Below are 17,104 nucleotides of genomic sequence, written 5' to 3'. Positions count from 1 at the left end.
TGCCTTCATATGTGGTGAAGGCATTTTTTTATTACTCTAAATCTCTACTTCTCATTTGCAGTACTTGACCTTTTTCAACTTCGATAATTGCCATTGATCGATTGACTTCATTAGAAATTGTCAGTGTAGAGCCTATTTCTAAGTGCTGATGATTTAAATTATATTTAAACCCAGATAAAGATAATATCACTTCTCCATTTACTGGAATAAATGAAACATATTGATATTTATCAGATTTATGAAGTTGATGTGTTCCGGTATTAAGTAGCATGATTTCATTTTGCTTATCTATTACTTTAATTATAATTTCTTTTTTTATATAGTCTGACTTGAAAAGAATTTGTAATGTTCCCATAAAATGATCTAATCTTCCACCCGTTGCTCCGTAGATATCTATTTCTGTATATCCCTTTTGAATAGCTTGTTCTACGCCTAATGCTAAATCAGTGTCATCCTTTTCAGCTTTAACTGGATGAATATTTAATGTTTTTTTTAAAATTTCTCTTTCTTCATCATTGACGGAGTCAAAATCGCCCACTGAAAAAACAGGTACAATACTGTGTTCAGAAAGAATTAAAGTCCCACGATCTATTCCACCCCAAGGTTCAGTTGATAATTTTGAAAAAATATGAGGTGGTAAATGACGATCTCCACATAGTAAATTAATTTTCATTATCTCAACCTCTCAATATTTTAGTCACTGTTTTATAATCATCATGGTTAAAAAAGTATGAACCTGTAACAAAAAGGTTAGCCCCATGTTTTGCACAAATATCTATCGTTTTATCATTTATACCGCCATCGACTTCAATATCAAAATTTAAATTAAAAGATGACTTCAAATCATTTAATAACTTAATTTTTGAAGCACACATGTCGATAAATGTTTGTCCACCGAAACCAGGATTAACCGTCATTACTAAAACATAATCCACCATGGAAAGAACAGGTACGACCCTATCTACAGGGGTGCCAGGATTAATTACTACACCTGCTTTTTTATCTAGACTTTTGATAAGTTGAATAGCACGATGAATATGAGGAGTTGATTCAATATGGACTGAAATCATGTCTGCACCATGTTTTGCAAATGTCTCAATATAGTTTTCAGGATTCTCAATCATGAGGTGTACATCAATTGGTAATTGTGTAGTTGATCTTACTGCATCTAATATGGGTAATCCAATTGATATATTAGGTACAAATTGACCATCCATAACATCAAAATGTAGACCGTCAACGCCCGCTTCTTCTAATAATTGTATTTCATGTTTTAAATTCAAAAAATCGACTGATAATAAAGAAGGAAAAATGTGTCTCATTAATATCTAACCTTTCTATTCGAAATTTCATTAACTAATTGTAAATAGTGTTCATAACGAAATTGTGCTAAATTATTGTTTTCTAATTGATGTTTAACATTGCATTTAGGTTCTTTAATATGATTACAATTTCTAAATTTACAATCATTTCCAAAAGTATTAATTTCTTTAAAGTAATACTTTACATCATCTTTTTCAATATGATCAAAATCAAGTGCACTAAAACCAGGTGTATCTGCTATAAAACCATTTTCTCTTTCAAATAGCTCTACATGTCTTGTCGTATGTTTGCCTCGATTAAGTGATTTAGAGATATCATTGGTTTCAAGATTTAGTTCTGGTTTAAACGTATTTATAAATGTTGATTTTCCAACACCAGATTGTCCACTTAGCACAATTAGACCATTGGGCCAAGTATTCACAATATCAACTTTATCAGTTTTTTTACCTACAAATTGAACAGAATATCCTATTTCCTTATATGTATTTAGTATTGTTTCGATATGATTGATTTGCGTTTCACTAGCAATATCTTTTTTAGTGACTAATATACTAGGAGATAAGTTGTAAGAATGTGCAATCACTAAAAATCTGTCTAACAATTGTGTTGAAAATTTAGGTTCAACCGCACTCATTACAATAATCAGACCATCAATATTACTTACTGGAGGACGCTTTAATGCATTGTGGCGTTCATGCACGTGGTGAATATAACCTTCATCTTCATTTTGAATGTCAAAGTCAACGATATCTCCTACTACAGGAGAAAATTTTTTCTTTCTAAAAAGACCACGAGGTTTAGTATTATATTTTTTTCCACCTACATCTACTTGATATACTCCACTAATTAGTTTAACAATACGTCCTGTTTCCAAATTAACACCTCAAATTAAGTATTTATGTTTACGTTATTATAGCAAACATAGAATTAATAATATATATATTCTATACCCTCATCATAAAGATAAGGATAGAAAGACATTGAAATCACTTAAAAAATTAACTTTACATAATAAAATTATAGTTGTTAAAAAGACAATTTCTATATTATTTCAATAGAAATTGTCTTTTAAAATTAACATCATTTATATCATAGAATACACGTTAATGTATAAACAGTAAACGATGAATAACTTATCATTACTATCTTACTCTTATTCTGATATTTGAAATTTATTCGTAGTCAATATCTTTATCTGCAATAACATTGTCATCTACTTCAATCGTATATCCAGCAGAATCACCTTGTTCAATTTTTAATGGAATAGTAATGATTTTATCCTTGTGAATATTGTATGTTTGACTTACCTGTGTACCACTATTATTTTTATCTCTAATATAAATCTTTACCTTTTGGCTTTCTCCATCATTTCCAGTATACGGAATATGATAAGTTTCCGTATAATTTTTTACGCTTGTTGTATGATTATCTTTCTTATCATCAGAAGAATCCGAGTCCTCTTTTGAATCTTTTTTTTTATCTTTCCCCTTAGAAACCATAAGTTCTACTGTACTTCCTTCATTTACTTCAGTCTGTTTTGGAGATTGTGAAATAATGATATCCTTATCTTTAGTATCACTATTAGTCGTCTTAACTTGTACTTTTAGACCCCTCGACTCTAATTCTTTTTTAGCATTTTGATAGTTTTTATTTTCATAGTCTTTGACGTAAACTTTTTTTACACCTAACGATTCAGTCAGTACAATATGATGATCGTTAATTTTCACCGATTCATTAGGGTTAATATTTTGCTTGAAAATATATCCTTTTGGCATTTGACTATTATATTCTTGATTAATTGTCACATGATTTAATTTATGATCTTTAAGTTTTTTTATAGCATCTTCTTTTTTAATCCCTATCACATTAGGCATATTTATCTTTTCTGGACCTTTTGATAATACAACATCTACTTTTTCTTGTTGGTTAACACGTTCTCCTGCTTTAGGATTGGAGTTAATAATTTTATTTTCGGGATAGTCATCATTATATTCTCTAGATATATGTCCTATTTCTAAATGCGAAGCTTTTAATACTTTTTCTGCTTCTTTTTCAGTTTTACCCGTTAAATCAGGCATTTCTGCATATTTATCACCAAGCATGCCCCAAGCGATAAACCCAATCAAGCTTAATAATAAAAGCGCTAGAATAAAAATAATAGCGACCTTTTTCTTTTTAGAACGTTTTTTACGTTGAGGTGTGTACACATTATTTTCACTTGCTTGAAATTTATGATGATTGATAATAGGAATTTGCATCGTTTGCGCTATATCTTTTTTATGATTTTCTTCATCAAGTTTGTTTTTTATTTCTTTTTTATCAATGGGTACTGTTTGGGTGGTATCACTTATACGCGTATGCTTTTCTTCATTTAATCTGCTTGTAACAAGCACACTACTCAAATCATTATACATTTCTTCTATCGTTTGATAACGATCTTTAGGGTTTTTTTCAGTCGCCTTAAGTACCACATTACTTAAAGATTGTGGAATATTTGGATGTTTTTCAGTAATATTAGGAACTGTTTCTTGAATATGTTTAATAGCAATACTTACAGCTGTCTCTCCCCTAAAAGGAGGTTCACCAACTAACATTTCATACAACACTATACCAATTGAATAGATATCGGTTGTTTCATTCGTTTTATCTCCTTTAGCTTGTTCAGGAGATAAATATTGAACCGTTCCAAGCACATGATTTGTTTGAGTCATTGATGTCTCACTTAACGCTTTTGCGATGCCGAAATCAAAAATTTTTAAAATTTTATCTTTATTAATTAGTACATTTTGAGGTTTAATATCTCTATGTATAATACGTTGCTCATGTGCTTGTTTTACTCCATTTAAAATTTGCTTAATAAAATCAATAGCTGTTTCTATATTCAATGGACCATGGCTATGTATATACTCAGATAGTGTCGGTCCATCAATATATTCCATAATAAGATAGAAATTATCATCATCTTCTTCAACATCATATACTTCCACAATATTTTCATGAACAATTTGTGTAGCACTATTTACCTCTCTGTAGAAACGTTTCATAGTTTCATCTTTTTCGTTTTGTGAAATAGAAATTGCTTTAATAGCTACTTTACGTTCAAGTATAGTGTCTTCAGCAAGATAAACAATACTCATTCCTCCGCCACCAAGTTTATCTAAGAGTTGATAGCGATCATTAATTAGCTTGCCATTCATACATTATTACCCTCAATTTCAGCTAATAGTACACTCACATTATCTTTAGATTGATGATCTAAGGCAGCTTGTATTAGTGCTTCTCCAAGTTCATTTAATGATGTAGACTGATTCATTAACGTTTCTATTTCATGATTTCTTACATAATCTGACAGTCCATCAGAATTAAGTAATAAATAATTATAGTAACTGATGCGCTTTGTAAAAATATCAGGACTTACTCGGCGATCAGTACCCATTACTTTAGTGATTATATTACGTTGAGGATGATTAAACGCTTCTTCTTCAGTAATTTGTCCGGTCATAAGCAAATGATTAACAAATGAATGATCATATGTAATCTGTTCAATTTCTCTTGAATTAATCACGTATGCTCTAGAATCACCAATATTTGCTACTACAATTTTATTATCAAATATGAGGGCACATACACACGTTGTGCCCATACCACGATATTCTTCATTCGTTGTAGCATATTCAAATAATTCGAGATTAATATCTTTTAATGTTTTACTTAACCATGATTCAGCTTGGTCTAATTCAATAAAGTTTTCTATTTCAAAATAGTCTCGTAATTGATTAGTAACAAATTGACTTGCAACTTCACCTGCTTTATGACCACCCATTCCATCACACAACACTAACAATTGTTGATGTGTTTGGTTATAAAATATACCTCCCGCGTCTTCGTTCTTTTCTCGATGTTGTCCAGTATCTGTGAAAAACTGTGCGTTAAGCATGATGATTACCTCGTTTCTACTTGTCGTTCCTTAGCTCTTAATTGTCCACATGCTGCATCTATATCTGAGCCTTGTTCTCTTCTAATTGTTGCATTGATGCCTAAACGTTTCAATTCTTTTTCAAATTTAAAAATATCATCTTTTGGTGTTTTAACATAATTACGTTCAGGAACATGATTGACTGGTATAAGATTTACATGACAGTTTAAATCTTTAATTAAATGTGCTAAATCTCTTGCATGTTCAAGTTGATCATTTACGCCTCCAAATAATCCATATTCAAATGTAATTCGACGATTCGTTTTTTCTTGATAATATTTGATTGCTTCCATTAATTTTTCAACATTATACGCTCTATTAATTGGCATTAATTTTGAACGAATTTCATCTTTAGCAGCATGTAAACTTACTGCAAAATTAATTTGAATTTGTTCATCAGCAAAGTCATAAATACGTGGGATAATTCCTGACGTTGATACTGTAATATGTCGCGCCCCAATGTTTAAACTATTATCATCATTGACTATTTTTAAAAAGTCCATCATTTCATCATAATTTTCGAAGGGTTCACCAATTCCCATAATAACAATTTGTGATACACGTTCATTAGTAGCATCAAGTGCTTTTTGAACTGTGAGTACTTGAGATACAATCTCGCCAGCCTCTAAGTTACGCTTTAAACCACCTAAAGTTGAAGCACAAAATGTACAACCAATTCGACAGCCAACTTGAGTCGTTACACATACAGAATTACCGTAATCGTGTCTCATTAATACCGTTTCAATGGTATAACCATCTTGTAATTCGAATAAAAACTTAATTGTTCCATCTTTACTTTCTTGTTTAACTACGGTAGTTAACGTTGTCATAACAAAGTTATCTTTTAACAATTGTCTTAAGTCTTTAGATAAATTAGTCATCTCATCAATAGTGTCTACACGCTTTTGATATAACCATTCAAAAATTTGTTTAGCTCTAAATTTTTGTTGTCCGTGCTCAATTAACCAATTTTGCATTTCATCATATCTTAACGAATATATTGATTGTTTTTCAAAATTTGGTAAGAATTTATTTTTTTTCTTTTTTTCAGCAGTTATCATCTTAACTTTCCTTTCTTTTTATTTTAGTAATGAAAAAGCCATCTGAATTAAAGTCTTGTGGCAAAATTTGTAGTGTTTTTACTTTTTCACCAGTAACAGGATGCGTCATCAATTCAAATTCAAAATCTTTATTTTCTTTTAAAAATGTATAAATTACATTTTCATTTTCCATATGTTCAATTGTGCAAGTTGAATAAATAAGTGAACCGCCTGGTTTCAAGTTATGTTTAACATTATCTAATATACTTAATTGAATTTCTACAAGATCATTAATACTATCCTTAGATTGTACATATTTAATTTCAGGCTTATGTCTTAATACACCTAATCCACTACAAGGTGCATCTACTAAAATTTTGTCATATAGTTCTGAATATGGTTGTGTTGCATCATGATCGAAAGTGGACACATTCTTTAATTTTAACTTTTTGATATTTTCTTTAATTAAACCAATTTTATGCTTATGAATATCTGTAGCATCTACATGGCCTGTGGATGCTAGTAATTCTGCCATATGACAAGCCTTACCGCCAGGAGCACTGCATGCATCTAATATGGTATCGCCTTTTTGAACATCCATTAAATACCCTACTAACATTGAACTTTTATCTTGGATGGAAATAAGTCCATCTTTAAAAGCTCGAGATTCAATCACTGGTTTACCTGTAAGGTGTAAACAATATGGAATGAGTTGATCAATATCCACATGATAACCTTCTTGTAAAAGCTCCTTACTTATTGTTTCAACATCCGTACGACTTGTATTCACTCTTACTGTACTTGCAGATTGTACTAGAAATGATTTTGCAATCTTATGTGTCGTTTCTATTCCGTAATGTGTAATCCAATGCTCAATAATCCATCTTGGTATACTATACTCAATCGTCATACGTTGCTTTTCATTCTTAATTGTTTCCAATGTCGGTAAGTCACTTTTAAATATGTGACGAAGTATAGCATTAACGATGTTCCCATTGTGCTGGCCACCACGACGTTTAGCAATATTAACTGCTTCATTTATAATTGCATGATTAGGTATTTTATCTAGGAAGACATATTGATATAAACTCATCCATAATAATTGACGTACCCAACCTTTAATTCTAGTCTTAACAAAGGGTTTTAAATAAAAATCTAAAGTCATTTTACGCTTTATTGTTCCATAAACTAATTCTGTAAACAATGCTTTATCGACAGTTGCAATATTATATTGGTTAATGACTTCGTTAATTTTTAAATTGCTATAAGCATTATCGTTTAAAATATCTTGAATGGTATGAAATGCAAGGTCTCTTACTGATTGTGTCATACTAATTTAGTCCCCACTAATGAATCTTGTACACCACTTAAATATTGAGCAGCAAGCATTCGTTTTTTCCCAGATAATTGAATATCTGTTAATGCAATAGCATCCAAAGAGCCAGTTCCTACAATAATTGCAGTCTTAGTGATTTCTATAATTTCACCTGGTTCTCCGTTTTTTCCTTTTTCAATATGAGCTTGATATAGTTTTAAATTTTTATCATTCATAGTTGTATAAGCCACTGGCCATGGTGATAATCCACGAATATGATTGTGTATCTCTTTAGCGCTTTTAGTCCAATCGATACGTTCGTCTTCTCTGCTAATATTAGACGCAAACGTTGCTTTTGAATCATCTTGTGGAATACTTTCATTTGAACCATCTATAATAGAAGGTAATGTTTCTTTTAATAAATCTGCACCTAAAAAGCTTAATTTATCGTGCATTGATCCTACATTATCATCATCTTCAATGTCGATGGCCTTTTGAGAAATAATATTACCTGCATCTAACTTTTTCACCATATACATGATTGTAATACCCGTTTGTGCTTCACCATCTATAATGGCTTGGTGAATAGGTGCTCCACCACGATATTTTGGCAATAATGAGGCATGTACATTTACAGCACCTAACTTAGGAAGATTTAATAGACTTTCAGGTAATAATTGTCCAAATGCTGCCGTTACAATTAAATCAGGATTTAAATCCATAAGTTCATTTAACTCATTAGAATCTTTTAACTTTTCAGGTTGATATACTGGAATGTGATATGTTTCTGCCACTTTCTTTACAGGAGGAGGGGTTAATACACGCTTACGTCCTACTGGTCTATCTGGCTGAGTAACTACTGCGATGACTTCATGTTCAGCGATTAACATCTCTAGTACTTTTGTTGAAAAATCTGGTGTTCCCATAAAAATTATCTTACTCATTGTCAAAATATGCCTCCACTTCTTTTTCAGTCAATATTTTTGTAGCACGTTCGGTAAATGGAATACCATCTAATTGATCAATGATGTGCAGTATCATTCTAGCCACATCATCATAAGCAGTTAATTCAATCTCGTGACCTTCTAAATCACTTGCTTCTACAGTTATCATTTTACTACGTTCTACCTCCCCAAATACATTAGGAAGATTAACCGAACCTTCTAAATCAATGATTTTCTCATTAGATTCTGTTTTGATTTTAGGATTGATTAATTGCAAGAGTCCTTCTGCTTCCATGTCAATTATAGCAACACGTTGACTTACACCAATTTGTGGCGCTGATAAAGCTGATGCTTCTTCAGAATATAAAGTGTCTTCAATATCTAATAATAAACGTTTTAAATTTTCATCAAAAGTTGTTATCTTTTTTGCTTTTTTAGATAAAACAGGATGAGTCGATGGAACTAATTTCTTTATTGCCACTTAGAACGCCTCCCGAAAAAAATTCATCATATTATTATAACGTAATTCAATTTAAAATGCGACCTTAGTCTTATCTTCACTCTTCTCAGATAACTTTAATTGCTTTTAGTTTTTTTCATATTTAAAATAATTATAAAGACAATTAATATATTAAATAGACTAAGGAGGTATAAAGAATGGAAGTCAATAAAGTGATTTACATTATCCTAGCTGTCTTTTTAGGTGGCTTTGGCGTACACAAATTTTATGCTGGTAAAATGATGTCTGGTCTTCTTCATTTATTATTCTGTTGGACAGGAATTCCTCATATTATTGCAATCATCAGTGCGATTCTGACATTACTAAGACCAGCAGATGAAAATGGAAACGTAACAATGTAACATGTAAATACAAAAAGAGTTACACCACGCAGTTAAACGCAAACGGTGCAACTCTTTTTTTACATTAATATTTGAGGATTGATATCAATCCTTAACGATAATTTATCTTTAATATATGCTTCATGATAATAATCATCTAAGTACTGTAATGCATGAATTAATTCTGGCTCACTCTTGTATTTAACCAATATTTGAAAACGATGTTCGTTATTAATTCTAGCAATTGCCGCTGGAGAAGGTCCAAGTACGAGTGCTCTTTCTGAAAGATGTTGCAGTAAAATTTGATGTACATGTTTAGCAGCTTCCATTACTTTTTTCATATTTTTATGCGCAATAGTAAAATTAATTAAATAATAATAAGGTGGATATTTACCTAATTTTCTAAATTGCATTTCTTTATGATAAAACGTTAAATAATCATTTTTTTGAACATCTTCTATTGCATAATGAGTTGGATTATATGTTTGAATAATCACTTTACCGGGTTTTTCATGACGACCAGCACGACCTGAAACTTGTGTAAGTAACTGATACGTTCTTTCACTCGCTCTAAAGTCGGGCAAATTTAACATTGTGTCGGCATTAAGCACACCAACTAATGTTATATTTGGATAATCTAAACCTTTTGCAATCATTTGTGTGCCTAATAAAATATCGCCTTTTCCCTTTTCAAAATCAGTCAATAGCTTTTCATGTGCACCTTTTCTTGACGTCGTATCTACATCCATACGAATAATACGTGCCTCTTCAAATTCTTGTTGTAAAATTTCTTCTACCCTTTGTGTACCTGTACCAACCTGTCTGATATGCGGGCTTTCACAATTAGGACACAGGTTAGGAGGCAAGTCTTGATAGCCGCAATAGTGGCATTTTAGTTGGTCTGTCGTCTTATGATAAGTTAACGAAATATCGCAATGTGGACATTGTGGAACATATCCACAATCTCGACATAACATAAACGAAGCATAACCCCGTCGATTTAAAAATAAAACGATTTGTTCATTTTTATTCAGTCTATCTTGAATCGCTTGTCTTAATTCTTCTGAGAACATGGAACGATTACCTGAACTTAGTTCTGCTCTCATATCAATGATATCTATTGAAGGTAAAGCTTGTTGATTAACTCTTTCAGGTAAAGTAAGTAATTGATATACATTTTTTTCTGCCCGTGCATAAGATTCAAGACTTGGTGTCGCACTTCCTAATACTAATGGACATTGATGAAATTGACTTCTCCATTCTGCTATGTCTCTAGCATGATAACGTGGATAATCTTCTTGCTTATATGTTGATTCATGTTCTTCATCAATAATAATAATGCCTAAGTTTTTAAATGGTGCAAAGATACTTGATCTCGCACCTACGCTTACACGTGCTCTTCCATCTCTAATTTTTTGCCATTCATCATATCGTTCACCATTTGACAAACCTGAATGTAAGACAGCTACATCATCACCAAAACGTCGCTTAAAGCGTAAAACCATTTGTGGTGTCAGCGCAATTTCTGGAACAAGCATCATGGCTTGTTCATCTTTTTTTAATACTTCTTCAATGGCTTGCAAATAGACTTCAGTTTTACCTGAACCTGTGACGCCGTGTAATAAAAATGTACGTTGTGCGTTGTGATCTATTTTTTCTTTAATTTGTTGAAATGCGTTATTTTGAGCAGGGGTTAACATTCGTTTTTCTTCTTTTTCAAAGATACGATTTGCAAAAGGATCTCGTTCAATTTCAGCATCATATTTTTCAAGGAAACCTTTTTTGACGAGACCCTCTATACTTGATTTAGAAAACCCCATTTCTTCAAGTTCTTTTAAAAATACATTTCTATGATGTTCTTCTAAAAGATAAGCATACACATCATATTGTTTTAATTTCTTTTCTAGTAAAGCTAATATATCATCTGGATTGTATCCTTCAACAACTCGTACTGCACGCTGTGTTTTTCTTTTTGTATGTTGAGATAATATGGTTTCTTCTTCTATTAAATGTTGTTCAAGTAAACGGTTTAATATATTTAAATGATTATTTTTTTGCGCATCTTTATACTTATAATATCCGTTGTTATCAAAATATTTTAATATATCTTCTTCAATATCATTGTGACGGACTATTTTAAATACTTTAGTGTATTTTGCTTTAATCGCGCTTGGAAGCATTGCCTCTAACACAGAAATGCGTTTTGAAATATGATAATGACTCAACCATTCACTTAATTGGATAAGTTCAGGTGTTAATTCTGGTCGAATATCTCTAATTTCTTTAATTGCTTTCAATTTATCTATATTGACATCTTCACTTGGTTGTTGTTGTATATCCATAACATATCCTTGAATGGTACGTGGACCAAACGGTACAACAACTCTTACACCCACTTTTATAAAATCTTTTAAATGGTCAGGTACGAGATAATCGAATTTAAAATCAACACTCTTAGAAGGAATATCTACAATGACCTTCGCAATCATTATTGCCACCTAGTTTCCAGTTCATCTAAAATTTGTTGTGCAAGTTGCACTTTCTTTCCTTTTTTTATATTAATACGTTGTCCATTTTTAAAATGCATAGTGAGTTCATTATCATCAGATTGAAATCCAATGGTCTGATCTCCTACATTATTCGAAATAATGACATCCGCATTTTTACGTTTTAATTTATCTTGTGCATAAGCATTAATATTTTGGGTTTCAGCTGCAAATCCGACCAAGTATTGATGTGTTTTATGTTCACCTAAATATTTCAAAATGTCCTTTGTTCGCTTAAAAGTGACAGAAAGATTGCCATCTTGTTTTTTCATTTTATGATTCAATACATCAGCCGGCGTATAATCTGAGACGGCTGCTGCTTTAACAACAATATCTTGTTCTTCATATCGACTTGTAACTGCATTAAACATTTCTTCTGCACTTTCTACATGAATGACTTCTACATTCTCTGGATTATCAAGTTGCGTTGGTCCTGCCACAAGCGTCACCTTTGCACCTCTTTTAGCTAAAGCTTCTGCAATTGCATATCCCATTTTTCCAGAGGAACGATTAGATACAAACCTTACTGGATCAATTACTTCAATTGTAGGACCGGCAGTAACTAAAGCATGTTTCCCTTCAAAAGAAGTATGAGATATGTGTGATAGTTCATTCTTATCTTTAAAATAATCATTTATGATTTTGACAATTTGAAGAGGTTCCTCCATACGTCCCTTTGCAATGTACCCACATGCTAAAAAACCATCTCCAGGTTCAATAAAATGATATTCATCGTCTTTTAATACAGAAATATTATGTTGCGTACGTTTATTTTCATACATATGAACATTCATAGCTGGAGCAATAAATTTAGGGGTTTCTGTAGCAAGTAGCGTTGATGTGACGATATCATCAGCAATACCTACACTTAATTTGGCAATAGTATTAGCGGTAGCAGGTGCAACAACGATACAGTCTGCCCAATCACCTAATGCTATATGTTGAATGTCTTCAGGATTTTCTTCAATAAATGTATTGGTATATACAGGGTTTCTACTAATGGCTTGAAAGGCTAAAGGTGTAACAAATTCTTGTGCATGATCAGTGAGCATTACTCTTACATCATAATTCGCTTGCGTAAGTTTACTAGTTAAATCAATTGCTTTATAAGCAGCAATGCCTCCTGTAACAGCTAATAGAATGTTCTTCATGATTCGACTCCTTTAGTTATATTTATAGTCTTCACTTTTAAATTTATTATACACAACTAAGATGAAAAACTAAAAACACGGGAGTAGAACAGATTTTTAATTCACTGTTCTACTCCCGCAAGATTAACTGATTCTAAAAACGCTTATATAAGTACATTTTCAATTGAATCAGAGATTGCAAAAATGTTTAAAAGTCTGAAATACATGGTAACTTATATTTCAGAACAACAACTTAACTGATAACGAAATAATTTTATTTATGCTTGAAACTCTTCAGGTACAACAGGTGAAATTTTTCCGCTTGCGATCTCTTCTAGTGCTTCACCTACAGGTTTTGCTGAATGATAACCATTTAGTAATGCAGTTTCAGGCTTTTCGTCTAATTCACGTGCACGTTTAGCAGCTGTTGTTGCAATTAAATATTTTGAATTAATTTGTGATTGTAATTGATTTAACGGTGGGTTTAACATTATTTCTTTGCCTCCAATAACATTTTTCTATATATCGCTTCAACGCGTTCTCTTTTTAAGTGCTCGGCTTCTACAATTGATTGAATTCTTTCTTTAGCCAAATGAACTTCATCATTAACAACGACATAATCATAAAGATTCATCATTTCTACTTCTTTACGTGCTTCATTTACCCTACTTTGAATCTTTTCATCTGTTTCTGTACCGCGACCAATAAGACGTTCTTTCAAATGATCTAAGCTTGGCGGTGCAAGAAAGATAAATAATGCGTCAGGAAATTTTTTTCTTACTTGTTTCGCACCTTCAACTTCAATTTCTAAAAACACATCATGACCTTCAGCCATTGTATCTTTAACATATTGTACGGGTGTCCCATAGTAATTTCCTACATATTCGGCATATTCAATAAATTGATCTTCTTGAATTAATGCTTCAAATTCTTCTTTCGTTTTAAAAAAGTAATCTACACCGTTAACTTCTCCTTCTCGCATTTGACGCGTAGTCATCGAGATTGAGTATTTATATGATGTAGTTGGATCGTCAAATATCTCTTTACGAACAGTTCCTTTACCTACTCCTGAAGGACCTGAAAGAACAATTAGTAATCCTTTTTCATTATCCATGCCTTACGACCTCTCTAAGCTATTCTTCTATTATTTAAATATGATATCACATTGTTGTTTACGTTGTATAGAGTGTACTAGGATAAACTTAACTCATGACGCTCTATTGTTACCATGTTACAATATAATGAATGACAAAACTGAAGGTGGAAAAAATTATGGCTTATGATGGCTTATTTACAAAAAAGATAATAGAATCACTACAATTTTTAGTAACAGGTAGAATTCACAAAATTAATCAACCAGAAAATGACACAATCATTATGATTATTCGTCAAAATCGTAAAAACCATCATCTATTGTTATCTATTCATCCCAATTTTTCAAGAATGCATCTCACCAATAAAAAGTACGACAATCCCTTTGACCCACCAATGTTTGCACGTGTCTTTCGTAAGCATTTAGAGGGAGGTATTGTTAAATCAATACGACAAATCGGTAATGATCGTAGAGTAGAAATTGACATTGAAAGTAAAGATGAAATTGGCGATACGATATATCGAACAGTGATATTGGAAATCATGGGTAAACATAGTAATTTAATACTAGTAGATGATCAATATAAAATTATAGAAGGCTTTAAACACTTGACGCCAAATACAAATCAGTATCGTACAGTGATGCCTGGTTTCAAATATGAAGCTCCTCCTACTCAAAACAAACGAAATCCATATGATATTTCAAGTGATGAGGTGCTCAAATTCGTTGACTTTAATGCCGGAAAAATTGCTAAACAATTACTCAATGCGTTTGAAGGCTTTAGTCCTCTAATTACAAATGAAATTACAAATCGTTACCAATTTATGAATCAAGATACTCTTCCTCAAGCTTTTGAAGAAGTGATTGACCAAACATTAAAAGTACCCGTACCAGTATTTCATAAAAATCATGAAACAGGTAAAGAAGATTTCTATTTTATGAAATTAAAACAATTCTCGGATGATATTGTTATCTATGATTCATTACATGATTTGTTAGATCGTTATTATGATGCTAGAGGTGAGCGAGAACGTGTAAAACAACGTGCGAATGATCTAGTACGCTTCGTACAACAACAATTACAAAAATATCAACACAAGTTAAGTAAACTTATAGACGAATACGAAAGTGCTAAAGATAAAGACACACAACAATTATACGGTGAACTCATTACTGCTAATATTTATCGTATTCAACAAGGTGACGCGTCTATAAACGTTCTAAATTATTATACTAATGAAGAAGTAACGATTCCATTAGACCCTACTAAATCACCATCTGTGAATGCTCAATACTACTATAAGCAATATAATCGAATGAAGACACGAGAAAAAGAACTCGATCTTCAAATTGCTCTTACACGTGAAAATATTGACTATTTTGCCAATATTGAACAGCAATTAGAACATATTACAGTTGATGAAATTGATGACATTCGTGATGAATTGGCAGAACAAGGATTTATGAAACAACGTAAAAATACTAAAAAGAAAAAACAAGATAAAATCCATTTACAAACATATATCTCTTCAGATGGAGACACGATTTTAGTAGGTAAAAATAACAAGCAAAATGATTATTTAACAAATCGTAAAGCTCAAAAATCACATATATGGTTCCATACTAAAGATATTCCAGGTTCGCATGTTGTCATTTTAAATGATGCACCGAGTGAGACTACGATAAAAGAGGCAGCAATGCTTGCGGGATATTTCTCTAAAGCTGGAAATTCTGGTCAGATACCGGTAGACTATACAGAAATCAAAAATGTCCATAAACCTTCTGGCGCTAAACCAGGATTTGTCACATATGATAATCAAAAAACGTTATATGCAACACCTGATTATGACCAAATCCAGCGTATGAAGCAGGATAAAAATTAAAAAAATAAAAATCCGTAGATGCTTTTTTTAAGTCATCTACGGATTTTATATATCATAGTGTCTATTTTTCTGGTAATGCAAGTTGGAAACTTACTCCAAATTTATCTTGCACCCATGCAAACTCACGAAATGGTGGCATAGAAGTTTTAGGCATCAGTATAGCACCTTCTTTTTTTAGACCATTAAATAAACGTTCCATTTCCATAGCATCTTCAACAGTGATATATAAAGAGATGGAAGGATTCATTGGTAATTCTTCACCATTATCGGCATCTATCGCCATGAATACTTGACCATTTAATGTGAAAATAGAATGTTGAACTGTCCCAGGTTCCCCAGGACCATCTTCTCCGTATTTTACCATTGTTAAAATCTCACTGTTTTTAAATAAGCTTGTATATAAATTGACTGCTTCTTCAGCTTGATTATTAAACATTAAAAATGGTGTTACTTTAGGTATTTCCATTGTAATCCTCCTATAATTTATAATTAATGTCTATTTTAAACTATTTTTAAAAATAATAAAAAGTTAGCTATTAAGAACTTTGAATTAAAAGTAGCTTTAATTTTGAAAACTTTCCATAAACAGTTAAAATTAAATAAAAGTATAATAGGAGGCATTTAATATGATGCATTATATTCTACCACTATTAGCAATGGTCATCGTTTTATTAATCGGATGGGTGTTAATTAAAATCTTTATACGTTAAGTTAATTATAGATTGATATAAAAAGATACATATAAATATGTTGATTCATATTTATATGTATCTTTCTTTCTATATTTAGATTTTATCTTTTTGACGTAAACGTGCTTTGGCTTTTTTAAAGAAGTCACTTGTATGCTCAAAAGATTCCATTTGTGCGTGATGCATATGTTTAATACTTTCTTTAATAGTTAACACATGTGCTGTTTGTTTAAATTCTTTTTCACTGTATAAAAATTGATTCACATGTTTTAACTGATTATAAAATGCATTATTATCTTTGTCTTTAGACAACTTTATCACCCTT

General features: G+C 31.6%; 17 protein-coding genes. 2 read left to right on the top strand and 15 right to left on the bottom strand.

Translation table 11 applies throughout. The features are described 5' to 3' along the window. Positions 1-31: 31 nt before the first annotated feature. From HMPREF3131_RS09030 to HMPREF3131_RS08990, 9 genes are all read right to left on the bottom strand, one after another. Positions 32-673 (bottom strand): thiamine diphosphokinase, encoded by a 642-nt coding sequence (locus HMPREF3131_RS09030; RefSeq protein ID WP_017174576.1) that lies wholly within the window; start codon positions 671-673, stop codon positions 32-34. Positions 674-677: 4 nt separating this feature from the next. Further along, positions 678-1,322, bottom strand: a complete 645-nt coding sequence (gene rpe, locus HMPREF3131_RS09025) for a ribulose-phosphate 3-epimerase (RefSeq protein WP_019835648.1) — start codon at positions 1,320-1,322, stop codon at positions 678-680. Continuing rightward, complete coding sequence (gene rsgA / locus HMPREF3131_RS09020) at positions 1,322-2,197, bottom strand: ribosome small subunit-dependent GTPase A (RefSeq protein ID WP_017174574.1); 876 nt, start codon at positions 2,195-2,197, stop codon at positions 1,322-1,324. Before rsgA ends, rpe begins: the two co-directional genes overlap by 1 nt. A 298-nt stretch (positions 2,198-2,495) precedes the next feature. Further along, entirely contained in the window at positions 2,496-4,520 is a 2,025-nt protein-coding gene (pknB, locus tag HMPREF3131_RS09015) for a Stk1 family PASTA domain-containing Ser/Thr kinase (protein WP_048762376.1), read from the bottom strand. Then, positions 4,517-5,260, bottom strand: a complete 744-nt coding sequence (locus HMPREF3131_RS09010; protein ID WP_019835576.1) for a Stp1/IreP family PP2C-type Ser/Thr phosphatase — start codon at positions 5,258-5,260, stop codon at positions 4,517-4,519. Before HMPREF3131_RS09010 ends, pknB begins: the two co-directional genes overlap by 4 nt. Positions 5,261-5,265: 5 nt before the next feature. Continuing rightward, a complete protein-coding gene (gene rlmN / locus HMPREF3131_RS09005) occupies positions 5,266-6,360 on the bottom strand; it encodes a dual-specificity RNA methyltransferase RlmN (RefSeq protein WP_017174571.1) in 1,095 nt (364 codons plus the stop codon). A gap of 1 nt (position 6,361) precedes the next feature. Then, positions 6,362-7,669 carry a 16S rRNA (cytosine(967)-C(5))-methyltransferase RsmB gene (rsmB, locus tag HMPREF3131_RS09000; protein WP_070436693.1) on the bottom strand — a complete coding sequence of 436 codons (1,308 nt, stop codon included), beginning with the start codon at positions 7,667-7,669 and terminating at the stop codon, positions 6,362-6,364. Next, a complete protein-coding gene (gene fmt, locus HMPREF3131_RS08995; RefSeq protein WP_029376748.1) occupies positions 7,666-8,598 on the bottom strand; it encodes a methionyl-tRNA formyltransferase in 933 nt (310 codons plus the stop codon). Before fmt ends, rsmB begins: the two co-directional genes overlap by 4 nt. Continuing rightward, positions 8,591-9,079, bottom strand: a complete 489-nt coding sequence (locus HMPREF3131_RS08990; protein WP_048762375.1) for a peptide deformylase — start codon at positions 9,077-9,079, stop codon at positions 8,591-8,593. Before HMPREF3131_RS08990 ends, fmt begins: the two co-directional genes overlap by 8 nt. Before the next feature lie 176 nt (positions 9,080-9,255). Here HMPREF3131_RS08990 and HMPREF3131_RS08985 point away from each other — a divergent pair, with 176 nt between their 5' ends. Continuing rightward, positions 9,256-9,459 (top strand): TM2 domain-containing protein, encoded by a 204-nt coding sequence (locus HMPREF3131_RS08985; protein ID WP_002448731.1) that lies wholly within the window; start codon positions 9,256-9,258, stop codon positions 9,457-9,459. 59 nt (positions 9,460-9,518) lie between these two features. On the opposite strand, the gene priA is transcribed toward HMPREF3131_RS08985, so the two are convergent. The 4 genes from priA to gmk all read right to left on the bottom strand — a co-directional run bounded on the left by priA (position 9,519) and on the right by gmk (position 14,228). Next, on the bottom strand, positions 9,519-11,927 hold the full coding sequence (gene priA, locus HMPREF3131_RS08980; RefSeq protein ID WP_049420303.1) for a primosomal protein N': 2,409 nt from the start codon (positions 11,925-11,927) through the stop codon (positions 9,519-9,521). Beyond that, positions 11,927-13,135, bottom strand: a complete 1,209-nt coding sequence (coaBC, locus tag HMPREF3131_RS08975) for a bifunctional phosphopantothenoylcysteine decarboxylase/phosphopantothenate--cysteine ligase CoaBC (RefSeq protein ID WP_019835570.1) — start codon at positions 13,133-13,135, stop codon at positions 11,927-11,929. The genes priA and coaBC overlap by 1 nt, the downstream gene beginning before the upstream one ends. Positions 13,136-13,392: 257 nt before the next feature. Beyond that, on the bottom strand, positions 13,393-13,605 hold the full coding sequence (gene rpoZ, locus HMPREF3131_RS08970) for a DNA-directed RNA polymerase subunit omega (RefSeq protein ID WP_002448867.1): 213 nt from the start codon (positions 13,603-13,605) through the stop codon (positions 13,393-13,395). Beyond that, entirely contained in the window at positions 13,605-14,228 is a 624-nt protein-coding gene (gene gmk, locus HMPREF3131_RS08965) for a guanylate kinase (RefSeq protein ID WP_002448723.1), read from the bottom strand. The genes rpoZ and gmk overlap by 1 nt, the downstream gene beginning before the upstream one ends. A gap of 158 nt (positions 14,229-14,386) precedes the next feature. Between gmk and HMPREF3131_RS08960 the strand changes: the two genes are divergently transcribed. Then, a complete protein-coding gene (locus tag HMPREF3131_RS08960) occupies positions 14,387-16,090 on the top strand; it encodes an Rqc2 family fibronectin-binding protein (RefSeq protein ID WP_019835569.1) in 1,704 nt (567 codons plus the stop codon). 61 nt (positions 16,091-16,151) lie between these two features. On the opposite strand, the gene HMPREF3131_RS08955 is transcribed toward HMPREF3131_RS08960, so the two are convergent. Both HMPREF3131_RS08955 and HMPREF3131_RS08950 read right to left on the bottom strand, forming a co-directional pair. Further along, the gene (locus HMPREF3131_RS08955; protein WP_017174564.1) at positions 16,152-16,556 is read right to left on the bottom strand and encodes a VOC family protein; all 405 of its coding nucleotides are present in this window, start codon (positions 16,554-16,556) and stop codon (positions 16,152-16,154) included. Positions 16,557-16,875: 319 nt separating this feature from the next. After that, positions 16,876-17,100: a hypothetical protein gene (locus HMPREF3131_RS08950; RefSeq protein WP_231103763.1), complete on the bottom strand. Its 225-nt coding sequence runs from the start codon at positions 17,098-17,100 to the stop codon at positions 16,876-16,878. Positions 17,101-17,104: the final 4 nt, after the last annotated feature.

It is taken from the genome of Staphylococcus sp. HMSC14C01 (genome assembly GCF_001808085.1).
Taxonomy (GTDB): domain Bacteria; phylum Bacillota; class Bacilli; order Staphylococcales; family Staphylococcaceae; genus Staphylococcus; species Staphylococcus hominis.
The sequence above is the reverse complement of the archived record's forward strand: the minus strand, read 5'-3'. Positions and strand labels throughout refer to the sequence as shown.

Bases quoted from the DNA above. Each gene is read 5' to 3' on its own strand.
- coaBC (WP_019835570.1), bottom strand. From the start codon at position 13,135: ATGAAGAACATTCTATTAGCTGTTACAGGAGGCATTGCTGCTTATAAA.
- rpe (WP_019835648.1), bottom strand. From the start codon at position 1,322: ATGAGACACATTTTTCCTTCTTTATTATCAGTCGATTTTTTGAATTTA.
- pknB (WP_048762376.1), bottom strand. From the start codon at position 4,520: ATGAATGGCAAGCTAATTAATGATCGCTATCAACTCTTAGATAAACTT.
- gmk (WP_002448723.1), bottom strand. From the start codon at position 14,228: ATGGATAATGAAAAAGGATTACTAATTGTTCTTTCAGGTCCTTCAGGA.
- HMPREF3131_RS09030 (WP_017174576.1), bottom strand. From the start codon at position 673: ATGAAAATTAATTTACTATGTGGAGATCGTCATTTACCACCTCATATT.
- fmt (WP_029376748.1), bottom strand. From the start codon at position 8,598: ATGAGTAAGATAATTTTTATGGGAACACCAGATTTTTCAACAAAAGTA.
- rsmB (WP_070436693.1), bottom strand. From the start codon at position 7,669: ATGACACAATCAGTAAGAGACCTTGCATTTCATACCATTCAAGATATT.
- HMPREF3131_RS08955 (WP_017174564.1), bottom strand. From the start codon at position 16,556: ATGGAAATACCTAAAGTAACACCATTTTTAATGTTTAATAATCAAGCT.
- HMPREF3131_RS08985 (WP_002448731.1), top strand. From the start codon at position 9,256: ATGGAAGTCAATAAAGTGATTTACATTATCCTAGCTGTCTTTTTAGGT.
- priA (WP_049420303.1), bottom strand. From the start codon at position 11,927: ATGATTGCGAAGGTCATTGTAGATATTCCTTCTAAGAGTGTTGATTTT.
- rlmN (WP_017174571.1), bottom strand. From the start codon at position 6,360: ATGATAACTGCTGAAAAAAAGAAAAAAAATAAATTCTTACCAAATTTT.
- rpoZ (WP_002448867.1), bottom strand. From the start codon at position 13,605: ATGTTAAACCCACCGTTAAATCAATTACAATCACAAATTAATTCAAAA.
- HMPREF3131_RS09010 (WP_019835576.1), bottom strand. From the start codon at position 5,260: ATGCTTAACGCACAGTTTTTCACAGATACTGGACAACATCGAGAAAAG.
- HMPREF3131_RS08960 (WP_019835569.1), top strand. From the start codon at position 14,387: ATGGCTTATGATGGCTTATTTACAAAAAAGATAATAGAATCACTACAA.